Annotated in this window: 21 protein-coding genes; 3 read left to right on the plus strand and 18 right to left on the minus strand. The window is 74.1% G+C overall.

Translation table 11 applies throughout. From position 1 onward, the window contains the following. Nucleotides 1-20 precede the first annotated feature (20 nt). The 3 genes from SM452_RS09375 to pyrR are packed head-to-tail and all read right to left on the minus strand — an operon-like array spanning nucleotide 21 to nucleotide 2,802. On the minus strand, nucleotides 21-1,298 hold the full coding sequence (locus SM452_RS09375) for a dihydroorotase (protein ID WP_262015725.1): 1,278 nt from the start codon (nucleotides 1,296-1,298) through the stop codon (nucleotides 21-23). After that, the gene (locus SM452_RS09380; RefSeq protein WP_262015726.1) at nucleotides 1,295-2,221 is read right to left on the minus strand and encodes an aspartate carbamoyltransferase catalytic subunit; all 927 of its coding nucleotides are present in this window, start codon (nucleotides 2,219-2,221) and stop codon (nucleotides 1,295-1,297) included. Before SM452_RS09380 ends, SM452_RS09375 begins: the two co-directional genes overlap by 4 nt. Beyond that, a complete protein-coding gene (gene pyrR, locus SM452_RS09385; protein WP_262015727.1) occupies nucleotides 2,218-2,802 on the minus strand; it encodes a bifunctional pyr operon transcriptional regulator/uracil phosphoribosyltransferase PyrR in 585 nt (194 codons plus the stop codon). The genes SM452_RS09380 and pyrR overlap by 4 nt, the downstream gene beginning before the upstream one ends. A 286-nt stretch (nucleotides 2,803-3,088) precedes the next feature. Between pyrR and bldD the strand changes: the two genes are divergently transcribed. Beyond that, nucleotides 3,089-3,577, plus strand: coding sequence for a transcriptional regulator BldD (bldD, locus tag SM452_RS09390; protein ID WP_013285505.1), 489 nt, complete (start codon nucleotides 3,089-3,091; stop codon nucleotides 3,575-3,577). Between the two features lie 61 nt (nucleotides 3,578-3,638). On the opposite strand, the gene nusB is transcribed toward bldD, so the two are convergent. From nusB to aroB, 4 genes are read right to left on the minus strand one after another with little or no spacing between them, the layout of a single operon-like run. Further along, nucleotides 3,639-4,049, minus strand: a complete 411-nt coding sequence (gene nusB / locus SM452_RS09395; RefSeq protein ID WP_199733039.1) for a transcription antitermination factor NusB — start codon at nucleotides 4,047-4,049, stop codon at nucleotides 3,639-3,641. Between the two features lie 23 nt (nucleotides 4,050-4,072). Beyond that, nucleotides 4,073-4,630: an elongation factor P gene (gene efp, locus SM452_RS09400; RefSeq protein WP_013285503.1), complete on the minus strand. Its 558-nt coding sequence runs from the start codon at nucleotides 4,628-4,630 to the stop codon at nucleotides 4,073-4,075. A gap of 41 nt (nucleotides 4,631-4,671) precedes the next feature. Then, entirely contained in the window at nucleotides 4,672-5,121 is a 450-nt protein-coding gene (gene aroQ, locus SM452_RS09405) for a type II 3-dehydroquinate dehydratase (protein ID WP_262015728.1), read from the minus strand. Continuing rightward, the gene (gene aroB, locus SM452_RS09410; protein WP_402808441.1) at nucleotides 5,118-6,194 is read right to left on the minus strand and encodes a 3-dehydroquinate synthase; all 1,077 of its coding nucleotides are present in this window, start codon (nucleotides 6,192-6,194) and stop codon (nucleotides 5,118-5,120) included. The genes aroQ and aroB overlap by 4 nt, the downstream gene beginning before the upstream one ends. Before the next feature lie 92 nt (nucleotides 6,195-6,286). On the opposite strand from aroB, the gene SM452_RS09415 reads away from it, so the two are divergent. Both SM452_RS09415 and SM452_RS09420 read left to right on the plus strand, forming a co-directional pair. Continuing rightward, nucleotides 6,287-6,829: a DUF2243 domain-containing protein gene (locus tag SM452_RS09415; protein WP_366619352.1), complete on the plus strand. Its 543-nt coding sequence runs from the start codon at nucleotides 6,287-6,289 to the stop codon at nucleotides 6,827-6,829. Beyond that, nucleotides 6,826-7,614 carry a cytochrome c oxidase assembly protein gene (locus SM452_RS09420; RefSeq protein ID WP_463839733.1) on the plus strand — a complete coding sequence of 263 codons (789 nt, stop codon included), beginning with the start codon at nucleotides 6,826-6,828 and terminating at the stop codon, nucleotides 7,612-7,614. The genes SM452_RS09415 and SM452_RS09420 overlap by 4 nt, the downstream gene beginning before the upstream one ends. Nucleotides 7,615-7,836: 222 nt before the next feature. On the opposite strand, the gene SM452_RS09425 is transcribed toward SM452_RS09420, so the two are convergent. From SM452_RS09425 to SM452_RS09475, 11 genes are all read right to left on the minus strand, one after another. Next, complete coding sequence (locus SM452_RS09425; RefSeq protein ID WP_262015732.1) at nucleotides 7,837-8,346, minus strand: shikimate kinase; 510 nt, start codon at nucleotides 8,344-8,346, stop codon at nucleotides 7,837-7,839. Continuing rightward, nucleotides 8,343-9,521, minus strand: coding sequence for a chorismate synthase (gene aroC / locus SM452_RS09430; RefSeq protein ID WP_043330334.1), 1,179 nt, complete (start codon nucleotides 9,519-9,521; stop codon nucleotides 8,343-8,345). Before aroC ends, SM452_RS09425 begins: the two co-directional genes overlap by 4 nt. A 158-nt stretch (nucleotides 9,522-9,679) precedes the next feature. After that, nucleotides 9,680-10,492, minus strand: coding sequence for a shikimate dehydrogenase (locus SM452_RS09435; protein ID WP_463839734.1), 813 nt, complete (start codon nucleotides 10,490-10,492; stop codon nucleotides 9,680-9,682). Beyond that, complete coding sequence (gene mltG / locus SM452_RS09440; protein WP_463839735.1) at nucleotides 10,492-11,691, minus strand: endolytic transglycosylase MltG; 1,200 nt, start codon at nucleotides 11,689-11,691, stop codon at nucleotides 10,492-10,494. Before mltG ends, SM452_RS09435 begins: the two co-directional genes overlap by 1 nt. After that, complete coding sequence (gene ruvX, locus SM452_RS09445; RefSeq protein WP_262015736.1) at nucleotides 11,688-12,149, minus strand: Holliday junction resolvase RuvX; 462 nt, start codon at nucleotides 12,147-12,149, stop codon at nucleotides 11,688-11,690. The genes mltG and ruvX overlap by 4 nt, the downstream gene beginning before the upstream one ends. A gap of 127 nt (nucleotides 12,150-12,276) precedes the next feature. Next, nucleotides 12,277-14,958: an alanine--tRNA ligase gene (alaS, locus tag SM452_RS09450; protein ID WP_262015737.1), complete on the minus strand. Its 2,682-nt coding sequence runs from the start codon at nucleotides 14,956-14,958 to the stop codon at nucleotides 12,277-12,279. Continuing rightward, nucleotides 14,955-15,260, minus strand: a complete 306-nt coding sequence (locus tag SM452_RS09455; protein ID WP_013285491.1) for a hypothetical protein — start codon at nucleotides 15,258-15,260, stop codon at nucleotides 14,955-14,957. Before SM452_RS09455 ends, alaS begins: the two co-directional genes overlap by 4 nt. A gap of 32 nt (nucleotides 15,261-15,292) precedes the next feature. Then, nucleotides 15,293-15,754: a DUF948 domain-containing protein gene (locus SM452_RS09460; RefSeq protein WP_013285490.1), complete on the minus strand. Its 462-nt coding sequence runs from the start codon at nucleotides 15,752-15,754 to the stop codon at nucleotides 15,293-15,295. A 146-nt stretch (nucleotides 15,755-15,900) separates the two neighbouring features. Beyond that, on the minus strand, nucleotides 15,901-16,518 hold the full coding sequence (locus SM452_RS09465) for a hypothetical protein (protein WP_463839892.1): 618 nt from the start codon (nucleotides 16,516-16,518) through the stop codon (nucleotides 15,901-15,903). Nucleotides 16,519-19,538: 3,020 nt separating this feature from the next. Then, nucleotides 19,539-21,029, minus strand: a complete 1,491-nt coding sequence (locus SM452_RS09470) for a replication-associated recombination protein A (RefSeq protein ID WP_463839736.1) — start codon at nucleotides 21,027-21,029, stop codon at nucleotides 19,539-19,541. A gap of 75 nt (nucleotides 21,030-21,104) precedes the next feature. After that, nucleotides 21,105-21,317 (minus strand): hypothetical protein, encoded by a 213-nt coding sequence (locus SM452_RS09475; RefSeq protein ID WP_018785054.1) that lies wholly within the window; start codon nucleotides 21,315-21,317, stop codon nucleotides 21,105-21,107. Nucleotides 21,318-21,323: the final 6 nt, after the last annotated feature.

A 21,323-nucleotide genomic window follows, 5' to 3' on the forward strand; every position in this document is an offset into this window, starting at 1 on the left:
CTCCGCTGCGTTCCTCGCGCTCACTTAACAGCCTTTCCGTCCAGGACCGTCGGCTCGCCGCGCAGGAAGGTCGCCACGATGCGACCCGGCAGCGTCATGCGGGCGTACGGGGTGTTGCGACTGCGACTGGCCAGCTCCGCCGGTTCGATGACGCGGCGGACGGCCGGGTCGACAAGGGTCAGGTTGGCCGGTACGCCGGGCGCCGGGTCGAGGCCGTGCCCGGTCAGCCCGGCGATCCGGGCCGGCGTGCGGGACATCCGCTCGGCGATCAGGTCCCAGCGGGGGCCGAACACGTCGAGCGCGATCGACAGCGCCGTCTCCAGGCCGAGCATGCCCGGCCGGGCGTACGCCCACTCGCACTCCTTGTCCTCCACGGCGTGCGGCGCGTGGTCGGTGGCGATGATGTCGATCACGCCCTCGGCCAGCGCCTCCCGCAGCGCGGCGATGTCGGCGGCGGTACGCAGCGGCGGGTTGACCTTGAAGACCGGGTCGTAGCTCTCCGCCTTGGCGTCGGTCAGCAGGAGGTGGTGCGGCGTCACCTCGGCGGTGACCCGTACCCCGCGCGCCTTGGCCTGGCGCAGCACCTCGACGCTGCCGGCGGTGGAGACGTGGCAGACGTGCAGGCGGCTGCCGACGTGCTCGGCGAGCAGCACGTCCCGGGCGATGATCGCCTCCTCGGCGACGGCCGGCCAGCCGGTCAGGCCGAGGCGGGTGGACACCTCGCCCTCGTGCATCTGCGCGCCCTCGGTGAGCCGGGGCTCCTCGGCGTGCTGGGCGATCACGCCGTCGAACGCCTTGACGTACTCCAGCGCCCGGCGCATCAGCCGCGGGTCGGACACGCAGTGGCCGTCGTCGGAGAAGATCCGCACCGCGGCGGCGGAGTCGGCCATCGCGCCCAGCTCGGCCAGGCGCTCGCCGGCCAGCCCGACGGTGACCGCGCCGATCGGCTGCACGTCGACCAGGCCGGCCTCCCGGCCGAGCCGCCAGACCTGCTCGACCACGCCCGCGGTGTCGGCGACCGGCGAGGTGTTCGCCATCGCGCACACCGCCGTGTAGCCGCCGAGCGCCGCCGCCCGGGAGCCGGACTCGACCGTCTCGGCGTCCTCCCGGCCGGGCTCGCGCAGGTGGGTGTGCAGGTCGACCAGGCCGGGCAGCGCGACCAGGCCGGTCGCGTCGATGACTGTGGCGTCGTCCGCGGCGAGCCCGCGGCCCGTCCCGGCCACCACGCCGTCGCGGATGAGCAGGTCGGTCGGCTCGCCGCCGACCACACTGACGCCTGTGATGAGGTACGCGGTCACCGGTTGTTCCCTCCGAGCAGCAGGTAGAGCACGGCCATCCGCACGGAGACCCCGTTGGCGACCTGTTCGACGATGGTGGAGCGGGACGAGTCGGCCACCTCGGGCGTGATCTCCATGCCCCGGTTCATCGGTCCGGGGTGCATGACGATCGCGTGTTCGGGCAGCCGGCGCATGCGCGGCCCGTCGAGCCCGTAGCGGCGGGCGTACTCGCGGGCCGACGGGAAGTAGGAGTCACCCATCCGCTCGCGCTGCACCCGCAGCATCATCACCACGTCCACACCTGGGAGAACGGTGTCGAGGTCGTAACAGACGTCGGTGCCGGGCGCCAGGGCGGCGGCGATGTCGACCGGGATGAGCGTGGGCGGGCCGACCAGGGTGACCTTCGCGCCGAGCGTGGACAGCAGCAGCACGTTCGAGCGGGCCACCCGGGAGTGCAGCACGTCGCCGACGATCGCCACGTGCAGGCCGTCGAGCCGGCCCAGCCGGGCCCGCATCGTGTACGCGTCGAGCAGCGCCTGGGTGGGGTGCTCGTGGGTGCCGTCACCGGCGTTGACCACCGACCCGTCGACCCACTCGGCGAGCCGGTGCGGTGCGCCGGAGGCGGGGTGCCGGACGACCACCGCGTCCGCGCCCATCGCCTGGAGCGTGAGCGCGGTGTCCTTCAGGCTCTCCCCCTTGGCCACGCTGGAGCCCTTGGCGGAGAAGTTGATCACGTCGGCGCTGAGCCGCTTGGCGGCCGCCTCGAACGAGATCCGGGTCCGGGTGGAGTCCTCGTAGAAGAGGTTGACCACGGTGCGCCCGCGCAGCGCGGGCAGCTTCTTGACCTCACGCCCGGCCACCGTCGCCATCTCCGCGGCGGTGTCCAGGACCAGGGTGGCGGTGCCGGCGTCCAGGTCGGCGCCGGAGAGCAGGTGCCGGATCATGCGAGCGAACCCCCGTACAACTTGACCTCGTCGGCGCCGTCGGTCTCGGCGAGGGTGACCTTGACGTTCTCGGCCAGCGCGGTGGGGATGTTCTTGCCGACGTAGTCGGCGCGGATCGGCAACTGGCGGTGGCCGCGGTCGACCAGGACCGCGAGCTGCACGGACGCCGGGCGGCCGACGTCGCTGAGCGCGTCCAGCGCGGCCCGCACGGTACGGCCGGAGAACAGCACGTCGTCGACGAGGATCACCCGCTTGCCGTCGATCCCGCCGGGTGGCAGGTCGGTCGGGCCGACCGCGCGGGTGGCGTGCCGGCGCAGGTCGTCGCGGTAGAGCGTGATGTCGAGCACGCCGACCGGGACGGTGACGTCCTCGAAGGTGCTGATCCGGGCCGCCAGGCGGTGGGCCAGCGGCACGCCCCGGGTGGGGATGCCCAGCAGCACGGTGTCGGCGGCGCCCTGGGTCTTCTCCAGGATCTGGTGGGCGATGCGGTCGACCACCCGCGACACGTCCGCTGCGGCGAGGATCACCTTCACCGAGGGTTGTCGCGGCGGCGACGAGTGGGCAGCCGGTGGGTAGGCCACGGCGGACCTCCTTCCCCGCCTCACGGGACGGGTCGTTAAAGGACGTCTGGTCTGCTCCGGCCGGCCCGCGCGGGGCCCGGACCGGGGCTTCACGCCACGTTACCAGCGGTCACCGGGCTGCCCGCCGCCGGTCCTGACCTGCTGGTCAGCCCGGAGAAATGGGGACAAGCCACACGTGGGTGCCGGACCTCGTGGACGGCAACACTTGACCACTTGTCGCAATCCCCGTACCGTCACGCTCCGTAGCGATAGCTCGGAGAACCCGAACAGCACTGGGAGTGTCCGAATGCCCTCTGAATACGCCAAGTCGCTGGGCGCCCGCCTGCGCTCCATCCGCCAGCAGCAGGGCCTGTCCCTGCAGGGGGTGGAGGAGAAGTCGAACGGGCGGTGGAAGGCCGTGGTGGTCGGCTCGTACGAGCGCGGCGACCGCGCCGTCACCGTGTCCCGCCTGGCGGAGCTGGCCGACTTCTACCGCGTTCCCGTCTCGGAGCTGCTGCCCGACGGCAGCGGGGTGCGTCACGAGCCCACCAGCAAGATCGTGCTGGACCTGGAGCGGCTCTACGACGAGGCCTCCGAGGACCTCGCGTACGTGGCCCGCTACGCGCGCGCCATCCAGCAGCAGCGCGGCGACTACAACGGCCGGGTGCTCTCGATCCGTGCCGACGACCTGCGCGCCCTCGCGATCGTCTACGACGCCTCGCCGTCGGGCCTGATCGAGCGGCTGACCGAGCACGGCGTGCTGGTCGCCGACCCGCGGGCGTTCTTCGCCTCCTGACACCCCCGTACGACGAAGGGCCCGTGCCGGTCGGCACGGGCCCTTCCGTCGTCGCTGCGCGTCAGCGCGAGGCGTACTCGGCGATCCGGCCGAGGATGCCGTTGAGGAAGCGGGGCGAGTCGTCTGTCGACATCTGCCGGGCCAGCTCGACGGCCTCGCTGATCGCCACCGCGTCGTCGATCTCGTCGACGTAGAGCAGCTCGTACACGGCGATCCGGGCCAGGTTGCGGTCGACCACCGGCATCCGCTCCAGCGTCCACCCCTCGGCGTAGCTGGCGATCGTCTCGTCGATCCGGTCGAGGTGCGCCGCCACGCCCTCGACCAGCCCGACCGCGTAGCCGAGGTGGTCGGGGCGCGGCTGCTCGATCCGTTCCAGGTAACCGGCGAGCACCTCGACCGGCGGGCGGTCCCGCAGGTCGGCCTCGAAGAGCACGTCCAGCGCCCGCTTGCGCGCCTTGCGGCGCGCCGGCATCTGCTGCTTGGGGCCCTCGGCCATCAGGCTCGGCCGAGGTAACGGCCGTCGCGGGTGTCGACCTTGATCTTCTCACCGGTGGTGATGAACAGCGGCACCTGCACTGTGGCGCCGGTCTCGACGGTGGCCGGCTTGTTGCCGCCGGTCGAGCGGTCGCCCTGCAGGCCCGGCTCGGTGTAGGTGACCTCGAGCACGACCGAGGTCGGCAGCTCGATGTACAGCGGCACGCTCTCGTGGGTGGCGACAGTCGCCTCGGCCTCGGGGAGGAGGTAGTTGGCGGCCTCGCCGACGGTGCCGCCGGGGACGGTGATCTGGTCGAACGTCTCCAGATCCATGAAGACGTAGTCCTCGCCGTCGGCGTACAGGTACTGCATGGTGCGCTTGTCCACGGTCGCGGTCTCGACCTTGGTGCCCGCGTTGAAGGTCTTGTCGACCACCTTGCCGGACAGCACGTTCTTCAGCGTGGTGCGCACGAAGGCACCACCCTTACCGGGCTTGACGTGCTGGAACTCGACGACGGCCCACAGCTCGCCGTCCAGGTTGAGTACCAGGCCGTTCTTCAGGTCGTTGGTGGTGGCCATTTCCTGCCTTGATCATCAATTGGCGGACAGACCGTCCAAGTCTACTCGCTCTGTCGAATCGGACTCGCACGCTGAGCCAGGTGGTGCAGTGCCAGCCGGTAGCCGTCCACGCCCAGGCCGCAGATCACGCCGGTCGCCACCGCGGAGACCACCGAGTGGTGCCGGAACTCCTCCCGGGCGTGGATGTTCGAGATGTGCACCTCGACCAGCGGGCCGCGCAGCATGGCGCAGGCGTCCCGCACCGCGACCGAGTAGTGCGACCAGGCCGCCGGGTTCAGCACCACCGCCGCCGCCTCGTCGGCCGCCTCGTGCAGCCAGGCCAGCATCTCGTGCTCGGCGTCGGTCTGCCGGACCACCACGTCCAGGCCCAGCTCCCGGCCGTGCCGCTCGCAGTCGGCCACGAGCTGGGCGTAGCTGGTCACCCCGTACACGTCGACCTGGCGGGTGCCGAGCCGGCCCAGGTTCGGCCCGTTGAGCACGTACACCCTCACGAGCTGATCTCCGCGTACGCGGCGGCGAGCAGGTCGTCCGGCGGCGCCTCCAGGATCGCCGGGCGGGCGAGCCCGTCGAGCACCACGAACCGCAACCGGCTGCCCCGGGCCTTCTTGTCCACCCGCATCGCGGCGAGCAGTTCCGGCCAGGCGTCGGCCCGGTAGCCGGTGGGCAGGTCGAGCGCGGTCAGCACCCGGCGGTGCCGCTGCGCGTCGGCCGCGTCGAGGCGACCGGCGAGCCGGGCCAGCGTGGCGGCGTAGACCAGGCCGACCGCCACGGCGTGACCGTGCCGCCAGCGGTAGCCCTCCACCTTCTCGATCGCGTGGGCGAGGGTGTGCCCGTAGTTGAGCACCTCGCGTACCCCGGACTCGCGCAGGTCTCCGGCGACCACGTCGGCCTTCACGCGGACCGCGCGCTCGACCAGTTCCCGCAGCACCGGCCCGGCCGGGTCCAGCGCGGCGGCCGGATCCCGCTCGACCAGGTCGAGGATGACCGGGTCGGCGATGAAGCCGCACTTGACCACCTCGGCCATGCCCGCCGCCAGGTCGGCCGGGGGCAGGCTGTCCAGCGTCGCCAGGTCGGCCAGCACGCCGGCCGGCGGATGGAACGCGCCGACCAGGTTCTTGCCGGCGGCGGTGTTGATGCCGGTCTTGCCGCCCACTGCGGCGTCGACCATGCCGAGCAGCGACGTGGCGACCGGCACCCAGCGCACGCCGCGCAGCCAGGTCGCGGCGACGAACCCGGCCAGGTCGGTGACCGCGCCGCCGCCCACGCCGACCACCGCGTCGGTACGGGTGAACCCGGCGTCGCCGAGCCGGTCCCAGCAGGCAGCCGCCACGTCGACGTGCTTGCCCGCCTCCGCGTCCGGCACCTCGATCAGCAGCGGCGTCACGCCGCCCTCGCGCACGCCGTCGGCGAGCCGGTCGGCGAGCGCCTTCAGCGGCGGCGCGTGCAGGAAGGCCACCCGCTCGGCGCCCGGCAGCAGCCGGGGCGGCGGGTCCAGCAGGTCACGTCCCACGAGCACGTCGTACGGCCGCTCGCCGCCGACCGGGATCCGGGTCACCTCGTCCATCGCGGGCAGCCTAGTCCAGCGCGCCGCCCTCGCGGGGCGACTGTCCACTGGCTGGGTGTTTGTCCGGCCACCTCGCGGGTAGGGCGGCCGGAATGAGTGAGACGACGGCACACGCGAATCGACCGGAGTCCGCGACGAGCATCCGGCTGCCCGCCACGATCCTCGGCGTCGGGCTCGGTGGCTTCGTCGACGGCATCGTCCTGCACCAGGTCCTCCAGTGGCACCACATGCTCAGCAGCACCGGCAGCGACCGCATCGGTGTACGCGAGTACCCGGTGGACACCGTGACCGGGTTGCAGATGAACACGCTCTGGGACGGCCTGTTCCACGTGGTCACCTGGGTGGCGGTACTGACCGGCCTGGCGCTGCTCTACTCCCGGGTCACACACTCCCGGGGCCGGCTGTGGCGCTCGCCGATGCTGTGGGGCTGGGCACTGATCGGCTGGGGCCTGTTCAACCTGGTCGAGGGCGTCATCGACCACCACCTGCTCGGCATCCACCACGTCCGCGGCGGCCCGAACCAGCTCTGGTGGGATCTCGGGTTCCTCGCCCTGGGCCTGGTGCTGATCGCTGTGGGCTGGGCGATCCAGCGCCGGGCCCGCGCGGTGGACCTCTGCGCGCCGGAGCGCCGGTGAGCCTGGCCCACGCCGGGCACACCGACGGCGGCTTCCCGGTGACCGCGCTGATCCCGGTGGTGCTGTTCTGGGCGTACCTGGCCGCCGCGCTGCGGCTGCGCGACCCCGGCGGGCCGGGCTGGCCGCACGCCCGCACGGCGAGCTTCGGTCTGGGCGCGCTGCTGCTGGTGACCGGGCTGCTCTGGCCGGCCGGCGACTTCGTCGGGCACATGTGGCAGCACCTGCTGATCGGCATGCTCGCGCCGCTGGCGCTGGTGCTCGGCGCCCCGGTCACGCTGCTGCTGCGCACGCTGGACCGGCGTACCGGCCGGGCCCTGGTCCACCTGCTGCGGCACCCGGTCGCGCGGGTGCTCGGCCACCCGGTCACCGGTCTGCTGCTCACCGCGGGCGGGCTCTGGCTGCTCTACCTCACCCCGCTGTACCGGGCCACCCTGGACAACCCCGCCCTGCACACGCTGGTGAACCTGCACTTCCTGCTCAGCGGCTGTCTGTTCGCCTGGTCGATCGCCGGGCCGGACCCGGGACCGCACCGCCCGCGGGTACCGGTGCGGCTGGTGGTGATCGGGGTCGGGGTGGCCGCGCACGCCACCATCGCCCAGCTGCTCTACGCCGGGCTGTTCGTGGACGTGCCGGCCACCGCCGCCGAGCTGCGGGCCGGGGCCACGCTCATGTACTACCTCGGCGACCTGGCCGAGATCGCGCTGGCGCTGGCGCTGCTCGCCACCTGGCGACCCGAACCGGCCCGGCGCCGACGCGCGGTCGGGACCGTTGCCGCAAACGCCTGACCGGCCGGACCTGGCCGACGCGCCTTCTCACCCGCCCACGAAGTTCCACCCACCGACGTCATGCGCGCCGGCTGGAACGCCACGGGTGCCAAGAGGCCGAGGAGACACCCACCACGTTCCACCCACCACGTCATCAGCCGACGAGTGGAACACCACGGGTGTCATAACGCCCCGGAGACACCCACGGCGTTCCACCGAGGGAGCCGGGAGCGGTGGGGCGGGTCAGGGCTTGAGCAGCGCGGCGATCTCCGCGGCCAGCTCCTCCGGGTTACGGCCGTCGGTGACCACCGTCGCGGTCGCCACCTCGGCGTAGAGCGGTCGGCGCTGGTCCATCAGGTGCTTGAGCGTGGCACGCGGGTTCAGCGCGAGCAGCGGCCGCCCGGCGCCCAGACCGACCCGCTTGACCGCGTCGGGCAGCTCCACCGACAGGTGCACCACCGTGTGGCCGATCAGCGCGGCCCGGTTCTCCTCGGCCAGGACCGCGCCGCCGCCGAGCGCGAGCACGCCCGCGTGCGACGCGAGCGCCGCCGCCACGGCGGCCCGTTCGAGGGTACGGAAGTGCTCCTCCCCCTCGTCCACGAAGATCTCCGGGATGGGCTTGCCGGCGAGGTTCTCGATGTCGGCGTCGGTGTCCCGGAAGTCGACACCGAGCGCCTCGGCGAGCGCCGTGCCGACTGTGGTCTTGCCGGAGCCGGGCGCACCGACCAGCACGCAGACCGGCCGGGTACTCATTTGATCACCAGGCTGTCGAGGTAACCGGTCAGGTTGCGGCGCATCTCGGCGACCGAGTCGCCGCCGAACTTCTCCACCGCCGCCTCGGCCAGCACGAGCGCGACCATCGCCTCAGCCACCACGGCCGCCGCCGGCACCGCGCACACGTCGGAGCGCTGGTTGATCGCGGTGGCCGGCTCGCCGGTGGTCACGTCGATCGTCGCGAGGGCCCGGTTCAGCGACGAGATGGGCTTCATGGCCGCCTTCACCCGCAGCGGCTCACCCGTGGTGATGCCGCCCTCCAGGCCACCGGCCCGGTCGGTGATCCGCCGCACGCCGGTGGCGGTGGGCACGATCTCGTCGTGCGCCTCCGAGCCGCGCGAGCGGGCCTGCTGCCAGCCGTCGCCGATCTCCACGCCCTTGATCGCCTGGATCGACATGAGCGCGGTGGCGAGGCGGGCGTCGAGCTTGCGGTCCCACTGGACGTGGCTGCCCAGGCCCGGCGGCACCCCGTACGCGAGCACCTCGACCACGCCACCGAGCGTGTCGGCGGCCTTCTTCGCGGCGTCGACCTCGGCGACCATCCGGGCGCTGGCCTCGGCGTCGAGGCAGCGCAGCGGGTCGGCGTCGATGCGGGCGGCGTCCTCCGGCGTGGGCCGCAGGCCCGGCTTGACCGCCACCGGGCCCAGCTCGACCACGTGGGAGACGATCTCGACGCCGAGCGCCTGGCGGACGAGCGCCTTGGCGACGGTGCCCACCGCAACCCGGGCGGCGGTCTCCCGGGCGCTGGCGCGCTCCAGGATCGGCCGGGCGTCGGTGTGCCCGTACTTCTGCATGCCGGCCAGGTCGGCGTGCCCCGGGCGGGGACGGGTCAGGGGCGCGTTGCGGGCCTGGCTCGCCAGCTCCTCCGGGTCGACCGGGTCGGCGGCCATCACGGTGCGCCACTTGGGCCACTCGGAGTTGCCGACCCGGATCGCCACCGGGCTGCCGAGCGTCACCCCGTGCCGGAGCCCGCCGATGATCTCGACCTCGTCCTGCTCGAACGACATCCGGGCACCCCGGCCGTAGCCGAGCCGGCGCCGGGCCAGCTCGCCGGAGATCTCCCCGGTGGTCACCTCGATGCCGGCGGGTACGCCCTCCAGCATCGCGACGAGGGCGGGTCCGTGCGATTCACCTGCAGTCAGCCAGCGCAACACGACGGTCAGTGTGTCACGCCCGGTGGTCACCGGCGTACGCCGCCCGCCGCATCCCGCCCACCGGACAGGCCACCTCCGCGCGCCGGTCCGCCGCCCGGCGGGTGAGGTGTTAACAGGGGACCCTTCCTCGACCGGAGGCGTCAAGAAGGGGCCCTTCCTTACACCGGCAGCGCGGCGCGCATCGCGGCGCGTGGGGCGGTGACGCCGGTGAACTGCTCGAACTGGCCGAACGCCTGGGCCAGCAGCAGGTCAAGCCCGGAGACCACCCGGCACCCGGCAGTCAGCGCCGCCGCCGCGAGCGGCGTGGGCCACGGGTCGTAGACCACGTCGAAGAAGACCGACTCCGGTCGCCAGTCGAAGTTGTCGGCGAGCGGGTCGGCCACGCCCTTCGGCACTGTGGAGATCACCAGGTCGGCGCGGGCGTGCGCCGGTGCGCCGTCCCACTCGGCCCCGGCCAGCGGCACCCCGGCCGCTTCGGCGACCGGGCGCAGCTCGTCGACCGCCTCCGGGCGGCGGGCCACCACAGTCACCTCGGCCGCCCTGATCCGGGCCGCCGCCGCGATGGCCGCCCGCGCGGTGCCACCCGCGCCGAGCACGGTGACCACCGCCCCGGCCACGCAGCCGGCACCCGTGAGCACCTCGACCATGCCAGTCACGTCGGTGTTGTCGGCGTACCAGGTGCCGTCGGGCCGGCGTACCAGCGTGTTTGCGGCGCCGACGGCGGCGGCGACCGGCGAGACCTCGTCGGCCAGCGCGAGCGCCGCCTCCTTGCCCGGCATGGTCACCGACAGCCCGGCCCACTCGGGGCCGAGGCCCGCGACCAGGCCGGGCAGCTCGTCGGCGCCGGCTTCGATCCGGGTGTACGACCAGCCGGTCAGCCCGGCCGCCGCGTACCCGGCGGTGTGGATCACCGGGGAGAGCGAGTGGGCGATCGGCTTGCCGACCACCGCGGCGCGGCGGGGATCGGCCATCAGATGATCCCGGCCTCCTTGGCCTTCTGCTCGTTGCGCTTCTGCTCGGCGTAGGTCTCGGCGAACGCGGAGCGGCCGTCCTTGCTGATCGCCACGAAGTAGAGCCACTTGCCGTCCGGCGGGCTCAGCGCGCCCTCCAGCGCCTCCTTGCCGGGGTTGTTGATCGGCGAGGGGACCAGCCCGCGCAGCTTGCGGTTGTACGGGTTCTTCGGGTTGTCCAGCTCGGCGGCGGTCATGTCCTTGGATGCCTTGGTCTTCTGCCCGGTCAGCTCCAGGTAGTAGTTGACGGTGACGTCCATCTCCAGGCAGTTGCAGGGGAACTCGCCGTAGACCCGGTTGTACGCGACCCGGGCGACCTTGCCCAGGTCGATTTTGTTGCCGGCCTCGGCCTGCGCGAGCGAGGCGACGATCAGCGCCTCGTACGGGGTGATGCCGCCGCGTTCCTTCTGCACCTTCTCGGCGTACTGCATGCCGGAGGTGACGGTAAGGAAGTTGTCCACCATCAGCTTGAGGATCGTCTCGGCGGTGGCCTTCGGCGGGATCTCGTAGGTGTCCGGGAAGAGGAAGCCCTCGATCGACGGGCTGACCTTCTTGCCGTCGGAGCGCTTGAACCACCAGTCCGGTACGCCGAGCGCCTCCGGGTCCTTCGCCGCCGCCTCGAAGTCCTTGACCGGGATGTCGGTCTTCTCGGAGAGCCGCTTGTAAACCGTCTTCGCGGTGAGGCCCTCGGGGATGGTGATCCCGTTGACGATCTTGTTCTTGAGATCCAGCATCGCCGCGACCGCCGCGTCGCCGCTCATCTGCTTGCGCAGCTTGTACGTGCCGGGCTGGATGTTCTTGCTGCGCGAGTTCTCCTCGGCAGCCTCGATGAACGCCTTGGTGCTCTTCACCACGTCGGCCGCGACGAGCGCGTCGGCCATGTCGGCGATCAGCGCGCCCTGCTTGATCTCGACGGTCACCTCGCCGGTGCCGGAGCCGTCGTAGTCGGGCGTGACGAAGTAGTTCTGGACCCGGTCGAAGCCGTAGAAGGCACCGCCGCCGATGCCGCCGAGCAGGACCAGCGCGAGCGCGAGGGCGAGCAGGGTCTTGCCCCGGCCGCCGCCGGACTTGCCCTGGCGTCGGCGTACCGCGCCGCGCCGGTGCCGGCCCTTCTCCCCCCTGTCCTGCTCGTCGAAGCCCAGATCAAGGTCGTCGATCATTGCGTCCGCCTCCGCTGTGCGTCCAGCCAGCTCTGCAGAATCTCCACTGCGGCGGCCTGGTCGACCACCGCTCGTTGGCGCTTTCCCCGGACGCCCCGTTCGGCCAGCCTACGACTCGCGACGACGGTAGACATCCTCTCGTCCGTCAGCGTCACCGGAATCGGCCTCATTACATCAGCCAATCGGCTGGCATATGCTGATACGTTCGCCGCCGCGGGGCCGTGCTTTCCGGCCAGGTTGACAGGCAGCCCGACCACGATCCCCACCGCCTCGTGCTCGGCGGCGAGCCGGACCAGCTCGGCCATGTCGCCGGGCACCGCGTCCGGTTCGGCGGTCAGGTCACGGGCCAGCGTCACCAGGGGCGTGGCGAGGATGCCGTGCGGATCACAGCGGGCCACCCCCACCCGGACCTGGCCGACGTCGACGCCCAGCCGGACGCCACGGGACAGCTCGCTCACGAGCGGACACCTCCCCGCCGGTACGGGCCAGGGCGGACCGGGTGGTCCGCCCTGGCGTAGATCCGTTCGCTCATGCCGTGCCGGCTGGGCATGCCCTCACGGCCCTCGCTTCGCTCGGTGCGTTCGCTCATGCCGTGCCGGCGACCGCCCGCTCGACGGTGACCAGCAGGTTCGGCGCCTCCGTCGCGGGCAGGCCGCCGCCCTGGGCCAGGTCGTCGCTGCCGCCGCCCCGGCCGGAGAACGCCGCCTTGACCAGGTCCTTCGCGCTCAGGTTCCGCCCCCGGGCGGCCTGGTTGACGGCCACCACGAGCGACGCCTTGCCGTTGGCCCGGGCGGCCACCGCGACCACCGCCGGGCGGGCCGCGTCGATCCGGCCCCGGATCTCCTGGGCGAGGGTCCGCACGTCGTTCGCGGCCGCGCCCTCCGGCGCCTCGGTGCCGACGTACGCGACGCCGCGCACGTCCTTCGCCTGTGCCGCCAGGGCACCGGCCCCGCCGAGCACGAGCTGGGCGCGCAGCTTCTCCAGTTCCTTCTCCGCGTCGCGCAGCTGGGTCACGGTCTGCTCCACCCGGTCGGCGACCTGCTCGCCGGGCACCCGGAACAGCTCGGCCAGCCGGGACACCAGCAGGTGCTCGCGGGCCAGGAAGCCGAACGCGTCCATGCCGACGAGCGCCTCGATCCGGCGGACCCCGGAACCCACGGACGCCTCGGAGAGGATCTTCACCAGGCCGAGCTGGGCGGAGCGGGCCACGTGCGTGCCACCGCACAGCTCGCGGGCGTAGTCGCCGACCTCGACGACCCGGACCCGCTCGCCGTACTTCTCACCGAACAGGGCCATCGCCCCGATCCGGCGGGCCTCCTCCTGGCTGGTGACGAACGCGTGCACCTCCAGGTCGGCCAGCAGCACCTCGTTCACCTGCTGCTCGACGTCGTGCAGCACGCTCGGCGCCACACCAGTCGGGGTGTTGAAGTCGAACCGCAGCCGGCCCGGCGCGTTGAGCGAACCCGCCTGGGTCGCCGACTCGCCGAGGAAGTTGCGCATCGTCTGGTGCACCAGGTGCGTGGCGGTGTGCGAGCGGGAGATCGCCCGGCGGCGGGACACGTCGATCTCGGCGTACCCGGTCTCCCCGGAACGCACCTCACCGCGCACCACCTTCGCCCGGTGCACGATCAGGCCGGGCACCGGCTGCTGCACGTCGAAGACCTCGACCTGGCCGCCGCCCACGGTGATGAGCCCCTGGTCTGGCTGCTGGCCGCCACCCTCGGCGTAGAACGGGGTGGTGTCGAGCACCAGCTCGATCGTGTCGCCCTCGACCGCCGCGGAGATCGCGGCGCCGCCGGACAGCAACGCGCGGACCCGCGACTCGCGGCTCAGCTCGGTGTAGCCGGTGAACTCCACCGGACCGCCACCGTCGAGCACCGACCGGTACGCCGACACGTCGGTGTGCCCGGTCTTGCGCGCCTGCGCGTCGGCCTTGGCCCGGCTGCGCTGGTCGGCCATCAGCCGGCGGAAGCCCTCCGCGTCGACCTGCAGCCCCTGCTCGGCGGCGATCTCCAGGGTCAGGTCGATCGGGAAGCCGTACGTGTCGTGCAGCTGGAACGCCTTGTCACCGGAGAGCGCGGCCTTGCCGGCCGACTTGGTCTCGGCGATGGCGGTGTCCAGGATCGTGGTGCCGGCGCGCAGCGTGGCCAGGAACGCGTCCTCCTCGGCGTACGCGTACTGGGAGATCCGGCCGAAGTCCTCGGCCAGCTCCGGGTACGACGGCGCCATGCAGTCACGGGCCACCGGCAGCAGCTCCGGCAGCGCCCGGTCGGAGTAGCCGAGCAGCCGCACCGCCCGGATCGCCCGGCGCATGATCCGCCGCAGCACGTAGCCCCGGCCCTCGTTCGACGGGGTCACCCCGTCGCCGATGAGCATCAGCGAGGTGCGCACGTGGTCGGCGATGACCCGCAGCCGTACGTCGTCCGGGTGCGACTCGTTCGCCGCGTGACCGGAGTGCACGCCGTAGCGCTTGCCGGTCAGCTCGGCGGCCTTGTCCAGGATCGGCTTGACCTCGTCGATCTCGTAGAGGTTGTCCACGCCCTGGAGCAGCGAGGCCATCCGCTCCAGGCCCATGCCGGTGTCGATGTTCTTCGCCGGCAGGTCACCGAGGATCGGGAAGTCCTCCTTGCCGGTGCCCGGACCGCGCTCGAACTGCATGAAGACGAGGTTCCAGAACTCCAGGTAACGGTCCTCGTCGACCTCGGGGCCGCCCTCGCGGCCGTAGGCCGGGCCGCGGTCGTAGTACAGCTCGGAGCAGGGGCCGCACGGGCCGGGGATGCCCATCGACCAGAAGTTGTCGGCCTTGCCGCGGCGCACGATCCGCTCGGCCGGCACGCCGGTGGCCCGCCAGATGTCGTACGCCTCGTCGTCGTCCAGGTAGACGGTGGCCCAGATCCGCTCCGGGTCCAGTCCGAAGCCGCCCGCCTCGACCGGCTTGGTGGCCAGGTCCCAGGCGAGCGGGATCGCCCCGGACTTGAAGTAGTCACCGAAGGAGAAGTTACCGTTCATCTGGAAGAACGTGCCGTGCCGGCTGGTCTTGCCGACCTCGTCGATGTCCGGCGTCCGGATGCACTTCTGCACGCTCGTCGCCCGCGCGTACGGCGGGGTCTGCTGGCCCAGGAAGTAGGGCACGAACTGCACCATGCCCGCGTTGATGAACAGCAGGTTCGGGTCGCTGATGGCGGGCAGCGGAGCGGACGGCACCACGGTGTGCCCGTTCGCCTCGAAGTGGGCGAGGAACCGCCGCTTGATCTCCGCCGTCTTCATCGCTGGTGGTCCTCCGGGAAAATCTCTCGATCACCGATCCGCGGGTCCTCCCGCAGCTCGGCGAACTGGTCGTCGTACACCTCGCCGCGGGCGAAGGCCTCGTGGATCTCCTGCTCACGCTCGGCCATGCCGACCCGGACGTCGTCCACGAACGCCCGGAGCGACTCGACCAGACCGCCGGCGGACTCGGACAGCCCGCTGGCGATGCCGGCCGGGGTGTACGCCTGCGCGGTCCGGGTGGCCTTGCGCACCACCAGGACGCCCACGGCCAGCCCGATGCCCAGCCAGAACAACCGCCTCATGTTCTCATCCTTCCCGCGTACGCCGGTCGGGGTCAGCGGTTGCCGCGCTTGGCGGCGCGACGCTGCTGCTTGATGGTGTCGCGCACCTCGCGCTCGGTCTCGGCGTGCCGGCGGGCGGAGGCGGCCCGGCGCACGCCGTAGCCGAACGCCGCCACCTTGACCAGCGGGTTCGCGGCGGCGGCGGAGACCACGGTGGCCAGGTTCGCCACGTTCGCGGTGACGTTCTGCGCGTGGCTGGTCATGGTGTCCACCTTGGCGAGCTGGAGGTTCACCCCGTCCAGCGAGGTCTGCACCTGCTCCAGCGCCACGTTGACGTTCTTCACCGTGGTGTTCACGTCACCGAGCAGCGGCGCGGTGCGCTCGTTCACGTCGGTGATCATGCGGGTCGTCGCGTCCACGGTGTGCCGCAGCCGCAGGATCGGCACCGCCAGCACGAGCACCAGCATCAGGAACGCGCCGGCCGCGATCAGCGCAGCGATCTCTCCACCACTCACGCGAAAGTCCTCCTCAAGCAGTGTCCCGGAACCCGACGCCCCGGAACGCGCGACCGTACCTACCCACTTCGCGCCACGCCGACCCGGTCACCGGGCACGGACGGGCGTGCCAGCCCCAGACCCTACCGTCCGTGATGGAAGTCGGCTCACGACGGTGAGGGGGTCACCTCGCCCAGCGGGTCGTCGGTCAGCGTCGGGTACGGATCCTCACCGGTGAGTGACGGATCGGTGGTCGGTGTCGGTCCGGTGCGCTCGTCGTCGATCGCGTTGCGCACCTTCACCGACACCAACGAGCCGGTGCAGTCCGCCGCTGCGGGCGCGGCCGGTGCGGTCGGCGCGGGCGCGCCGTCCACCGGTGGGGGCGTGCAGGTGCGGTCGCGTACCCACAGGTCGAGCGTCAGTTCGTCCCGGCGCCAGCAGGTGTAGCTGCCAGGGACCTTCTCGTCCGGGCAACGGTCGACCTTCCAGCGCCGCCACCCGTCCCCGGCCAGCGCCTTCTCGTAGACCGCGACGGTCTCCTTCCACCCCTGCTCCGACTCGACGGACCGTTCCCGCAGGCGGCAGTCCTGCAGGCACCAGCGGCTGCCGCTGACGTTGTCCACCGCGTTGCTCTGCGCCCAGGCGGGCACCGAGAGCTCGTCGAGGGTGTCGAAGACCGGGTCGCGGCTGAGCGTCCGCATCCCGAAGTAGAGCGGCACCGCACCCAGCAGCACGAGGCTGACCAGGGCGAGGATGCCCAGCCGCAGCCGGCTGCGCTCGCGCATCTGCCGGCGCAGCTCGGACCGCGCACCACGCAGCCCACCGGCCTCCGCGCCGCTGTCGGCCGGTCCGGGACCGCCGGGCCGTGGCCCCGCCGGCTCCCCCGGGGGTACGACCACAGCCGCCCGGGCCGCCGCCGGTGTCGCCGGGCCACCCGGTCCGGGCCGGACCGTTTCCGGTCCGGGTGGTGTCGCCCGCCCGGCGGACCGCTCGTCCGGCGCGACCGGGCGGGCCACACCCGCCGCCGCGCGGGCGGTCACCGGGGCGCCGGGCAGCACCGGGGTGTCGCCCGCCGGCCCTCGGGCGCCGGGAGGCACCGGCGGTCGGGGTCCGGCACCGGGCCGGGAGATCTCGTCGGGGCGGGCCACCCCACGGCCGTCGCCACCGGGCCCGGCCGGGCCGGCCGGTCCGCCACCGGGGCGAGCACCGCCCACCGGAATCCCGCCCGTGCGCTCGGTATCGCCACGCGGGCCAGGCCCGGCCGGGCCGGCCGGAGCACCACCGGGACGGCCACCGCCGGCCGGAATCCCGCCCGTGCGATCGAGGTCGCCACGCGGGCCAGGCTCGACCGGGCCGGCCGGTCCGCCACCGGGGCGCCCACCGACCGGAGTTCCGCCCGTGCGGTCGAGGTCACCGCGCGGGCCGGGCCCGGCCGGGGCGCCACCGGGGACGGCGGCGACACCGGGACGGGCAGCGCCGCGGGCCGGGCCGGGCCGGGTGGACGCCGGGTCGGACGGCTGAGGCCGGGCCGGGGGCATGCCCTGGCCGGACTGGTCGGGGCGGACCGCCGGTTCGGCGCGCGCCGGCACATCGGGGCCGGGCTGCCCCTGTCGCCGGGACGGCGTACCCGGTTCGGGACGCACCGGCGGCACGGCGACACCGGCCCGGCCGGCGGGGCCACCGGAACGGCCGGGCGGCTCCTCGGCGGGTGGGCCGGCCGGACGGCGGGTGACCGGCATGGCGGGGTCGGTGTGCGGCGAACGACCGGCCTGCCGCAGCCAGTCGGCGGGCCGTTCGGGCCGTTGCGGCCGCTGCTCACCGGCATCGTCACGGGCGGCCCGTCGGCCGGGCGTCTCGGCGGCGGCACCGGGGCCACCCGGCTCGTCGGACGCGGCCCGCCGGGCGCCGGGTAGCTCGGGTGCGGCCCGTCGACCGCCTGCCGCGTCGGGTGCGCCGCTGCGGCCGCCGGCCGTGTCGGGCGCGGAGCCGCGGCCGGCGGGCGCGCCGCGACGGCCGGTGGGCGGCGTCGGGCCGGTCGCCGGGCTGCCGGACACGGGCGCGCCCGGCACGTCCGGTGCGTTGCCGCTGCGCGGCACGACCGGGGAGCGATCCGGGGTGGCCCGCCGGCCGGGCGTGGCTGCGGGTTCGGCGCCGGGAGCGGCCAGGTGGTGACCGCCGGTGGGCTCGTCGTGCCGGGCACGGCGCCCGCCACCGGAGACCGGGGCGGCGTCCGGAACGGCTCGCCCGGCCGGCGCGCCGGGCGCGACGCCTTCCGGCGCGGCGCGGCGGCCGGCACCGGAGACGGGCCGGGTGCCGGGCGGAACGCCGTCGGCACGCGCCCGGCGGCCCGCACCCGACACCGGCTGGGTACCGGGTGGCATGTCGTCGGGTCGCGCCCGGCGCGCTCCACCGGGGACCTGCTGGACGGCGCCGGTGTCCTCGGTGCGGGCTCGGCGGGCGGCACCGGAGACCGGCTGGATGCCGGCGGTGTCGTCGGGGCGGGCCCGTCGTCCGGCGGGCGGCGGGGTCGCCGATTCGGCCGGGTGCGGGCCCTCAGGTCCGGCGCCGTGCCGGCCGCGGGGCGCCGGCGGTACGCGGGTGTCGCCGTCCGCGGAGGGCCGGCCCGCGTCGGCGGGTACGCGGCCGGGCGACGGCGCCCCGGACGGCGTGCGGGTGCCGGTGACCGGTGGCTGCTGACCGGTGGGTCCGTCCGCGCGGCGGCGGTACGGCGCATCCGGCGGACGCGGCGCCTCGGGCACACCGGGCCACGGACCGTCGACCGGGCGGCGCGGGGCGGCGGCTTCGGGGCCGCCGGGCCACGGACCGTCGGCGGCCCGGCGCGGGGCACCCGGCTCGGGACCGCCGGGGCGTACCGGCGGGGCGGCGGGACCGGGCGCGTCGGGGCGGCGCATGACCGGGGGACGCGGACCGGGGCGGCCGCCGGGCGGCGTCTCCGGGCCGGGACGGCCGGCAGGCGCGTCCTCGACCGGCGGGCGGGCTCCCGGCGGCATCGCCGCCGCCGGACGCCCGGCGGCCGGGGGCGTGTCCATGCCGGGCCGGCCGGCCGGTGCGGCGATGTCCGCACCGGACCGTCGCGGCGGAGGAGGGGTGTCCACGCCCGGACGGCCGGGGGCCGGAGGGAGGTCGTTACCGGGTCCGCCGGTACGGCCCCCGGCCGGGGGCGCCGCCGGTCCGGCACGGCCGGTCACGGGCGGCATCGTCGGGTCGGTGCGGCCGCCCGGAGCGGGCCCGCTCGGATGAGGCCGGCCGGGAGCCTGGGGCGCGGCGGCCGGTGGCGGCACGGGACGGCCTGGGGCCTGCGGTGCGCCGGCCGATGGCGGAACGGGACGGCCGGGAGCCTGGGGCGCGCCTGCCTGTGGCGGCACGGGACGGCCGGGCGCCTGCGGGCCTGCCGGCGGCGGACCGGACCGGCCTGCGGGCGGCGGCGCAACCGGTTGACCGGCCGAGGGCGGCTGCGGGCCCGGTGCCGAGGGCGGCGAAGCCGGTCGGCCGGCGGGCGGCATGCCGAGGGCGGGACCCGGAGCGGCGGCCGGATGGCGCGGCTCGGCGGCCGGCCAGGACGGGTCGGGGCCGGGGTGCGGCGCCGGGACGTCACCGTCCGGCCCGAGTTCACCGCCCTGGTGCTTGGCGGTGCGCAGGTCGTCGATCCAGCCGAGTTCCTCGCCGACGACAGTCGGGTCCAGCTCGGGCTCGGCCCGGCCGCGTCCCCACCGGCGGCCCTTGCCCCGCGGGTCGCGCCGCTCGTCGGGGCCGTCCGCCGGCCGCTCCGGACCACGCGCCATCACTACTGACCCCCCTCGGCGGCGTCGCTGCCGCCCTCACTCGCCCCGCTGGCCTGCTCGCCGCCCCCCGCCCGGGCCCCGTTCGCGGCGGCCGGGGCGCCGGCCTCCGCCCGGGTCGCCGGAGCCGGCAGCCCGCGTACGATCCGGCGCAGCAGCGGCAGCCGGGTGGCCACCGCCCGCTCCGCGCCGTGCCCGCTGGGCTGGTAGTAGTCGGTGCCGACGAGGTCGTCCGGAGCGTACTGCTGGGTGACCACCCCCCGGTGGTCGTCGTGCGGGTAGCGGTAGCCGCGGCCGTGACCGAGGCCCCGCGCGCCGGAGTAGTGGGCGTCGCGCAGCCCGCGCGGCACCGGACCGCCCCGACCCGCGCGTACGTCGGCGACGGCGGCGCCGATCGCTGTGGTGGCCGAGTTCGACTTCGGCGCGGTGGCCAGGTGGATGACCGCCTGGGCCAGGTTGAGCTGCGCCTCGGGCAGGCCCACGTACTCGACCGCGTGGGCGGCCGCGGTGGCCACTGTCAGCGCGGTGGGATCGGCCATGCCGACGTCCTCACTGGCGAAGATCACCAACCGGCGGGCGATGAACCGGGCGTCCTCACCGGCCACCAGCATCCGGGCCAGCCAGTGCAGTGACGCGTCCACGTCCGAGCCGCGCATGCTCTTGATGAACGCGCTCGTCACGTCGTAGTGGGCGTCGCCGTCGCGGTCGTATCGCACCGCCGCCACGTCGACCGCCTGTTCGGCCACTGCGAGGTCGATCCGGCCGGTGCCGAGCGCGGTCGCGGTGGCCGCGGCCGCCTCCAGCGCGGTGAGCGCCTTGCGCACGTCGCCTCCGGCGAGCCGGACCAGGTGGTTCTCCGCCTCCTCGGCCAGGACCAGCGCGCCGCCGAGTCCGCGCTCGTCGGCGACCGCGCGGCGCAGCAGGCCGCGGACGTCGTCGTCGTCGAGGGCCTGGAGGGTGAGCAGCACGCAGCGCGACAGCAAGGGCGAGATGACCGAGAAGTGCGGGTTCTCCGTGGTCGCCGCCAGCAGCGTGACCGTACGGTCCTCGACCGCGGCGAGAAGCGAGTCCTGCTGGGTCTTGCTGAACCGGTGCACCTCGTCGATGAACAGCACCGTCGGCGGGCCGCCGGACCGGCGTTGCCGGCGGGCGGTGTCGATCACGGCGCGGACGTCCTTCACGCCCGCGGTCAGCGCGGACATCGCCACGAACCGACGGTCGGTGGCCCGGGCCACGAGGTGGGCGATGGTGGTCTTGCCGCTGCCCGGCGGACCCCAGAGGATCACCGACATCGGCGCCGCGCCCTCGACGAGCTGACGCAGCGGCGCTCCCGGCGCGAGCAGGTGTTCCTGCCCGACCAGCTCGTCGATGCCGGCCGGCCGCATCCGCACCGGCAGGGGCGAGTCCGCCCGGGCGTCGGTGAAGCCGTCGGCGCCGCCCGCGCCCGCGGGTGCGCCGGCCGGCTCGCCGAGGCTGAAGAGGGCGTCCGATTCCATCACGAAGACAGTACCGGGCCGGGCCGACGACGCCGGAATCGCGCCGCCGCCCCGGCCCGGGGTGGTCTTTTCCGGTCAGCCGCGACCCGGCCGCCGGCCCCGGTACCACCGGCCGCCACCGCCGCCGCGGGGGCCGGAGCCGACCCCGGCCAGGTAGAGCGAGAGCAGCAGGAAGCCGATGAGCATGAGGGTCGAGGTGCTGAACAGATCGGGGGCGCCGAGGTCGGTGTTCATGAAGTCGAGCAGCAGCGCGAAACCGAACACGATGGCCGCGAGAATGGCGAGCATGTCGTT

The organism is Micromonospora sp. SYSU B005, assembly GCF_055362685.1.

Bases quoted from the DNA above. Each gene is read 5' to 3' on its own strand.
- efp (WP_013285503.1), bottom strand. From the start codon at position 4,630: ATGGCCACCACCAACGACCTGAAGAACGGCCTGGTACTCAACCTGGAC.
- alaS (WP_262015737.1), bottom strand. From the start codon at position 14,958: ATGAAGACGGCGGAGATCAAGCGGCGGTTCCTCGCCCACTTCGAGGCG.
- SM452_RS09465 (WP_463839892.1), bottom strand. From the start codon at position 16,518: ATGCGCGAGCGCAGCCGGCTGCGGCTGGGCATCCTCGCCCTGGTCAGC.
- mltG (WP_463839735.1), bottom strand. From the start codon at position 11,691: ATGATCGACGACCTTGATCTGGGCTTCGACGAGCAGGACAGGGGGGAG.
- SM452_RS09415 (WP_366619352.1), top strand. From the start codon at position 6,287: ATGAGTGAGACGACGGCACACGCGAATCGACCGGAGTCCGCGACGAGC.
- SM452_RS09380 (WP_262015726.1), bottom strand. From the start codon at position 2,221: ATGATCCGGCACCTGCTCTCCGGCGCCGACCTGGACGCCGGCACCGCC.
- bldD (WP_013285505.1), top strand. From the start codon at position 3,089: ATGCCCTCTGAATACGCCAAGTCGCTGGGCGCCCGCCTGCGCTCCATC.
- aroB (WP_402808441.1), bottom strand. From the start codon at position 6,194: ATGGACGAGGTGACCCGGATCCCGGTCGGCGGCGAGCGGCCGTACGAC.
- SM452_RS09470 (WP_463839736.1), bottom strand. From the start codon at position 21,029: ATGGAATCGGACGCCCTCTTCAGCCTCGGCGAGCCGGCCGGCGCACCC.
- SM452_RS09425 (WP_262015732.1), bottom strand. From the start codon at position 8,346: ATGAGTACCCGGCCGGTCTGCGTGCTGGTCGGTGCGCCCGGCTCCGGC.
- nusB (WP_199733039.1), bottom strand. From the start codon at position 4,049: ATGCCGGCGCGCCGCAAGGCGCGCAAGCGGGCGCTGGACGTGCTCTTC.
- SM452_RS09455 (WP_013285491.1), bottom strand. From the start codon at position 15,260: ATGAGGCGGTTGTTCTGGCTGGGCATCGGGCTGGCCGTGGGCGTCCTG.
- SM452_RS09475 (WP_018785054.1), bottom strand. From the start codon at position 21,317: ATGCTCGCCATTCTCGCGGCCATCGTGTTCGGTTTCGCGCTGCTGCTC.
- SM452_RS09435 (WP_463839734.1), bottom strand. From the start codon at position 10,492: ATGGCCGATCCCCGCCGCGCCGCGGTGGTCGGCAAGCCGATCGCCCAC.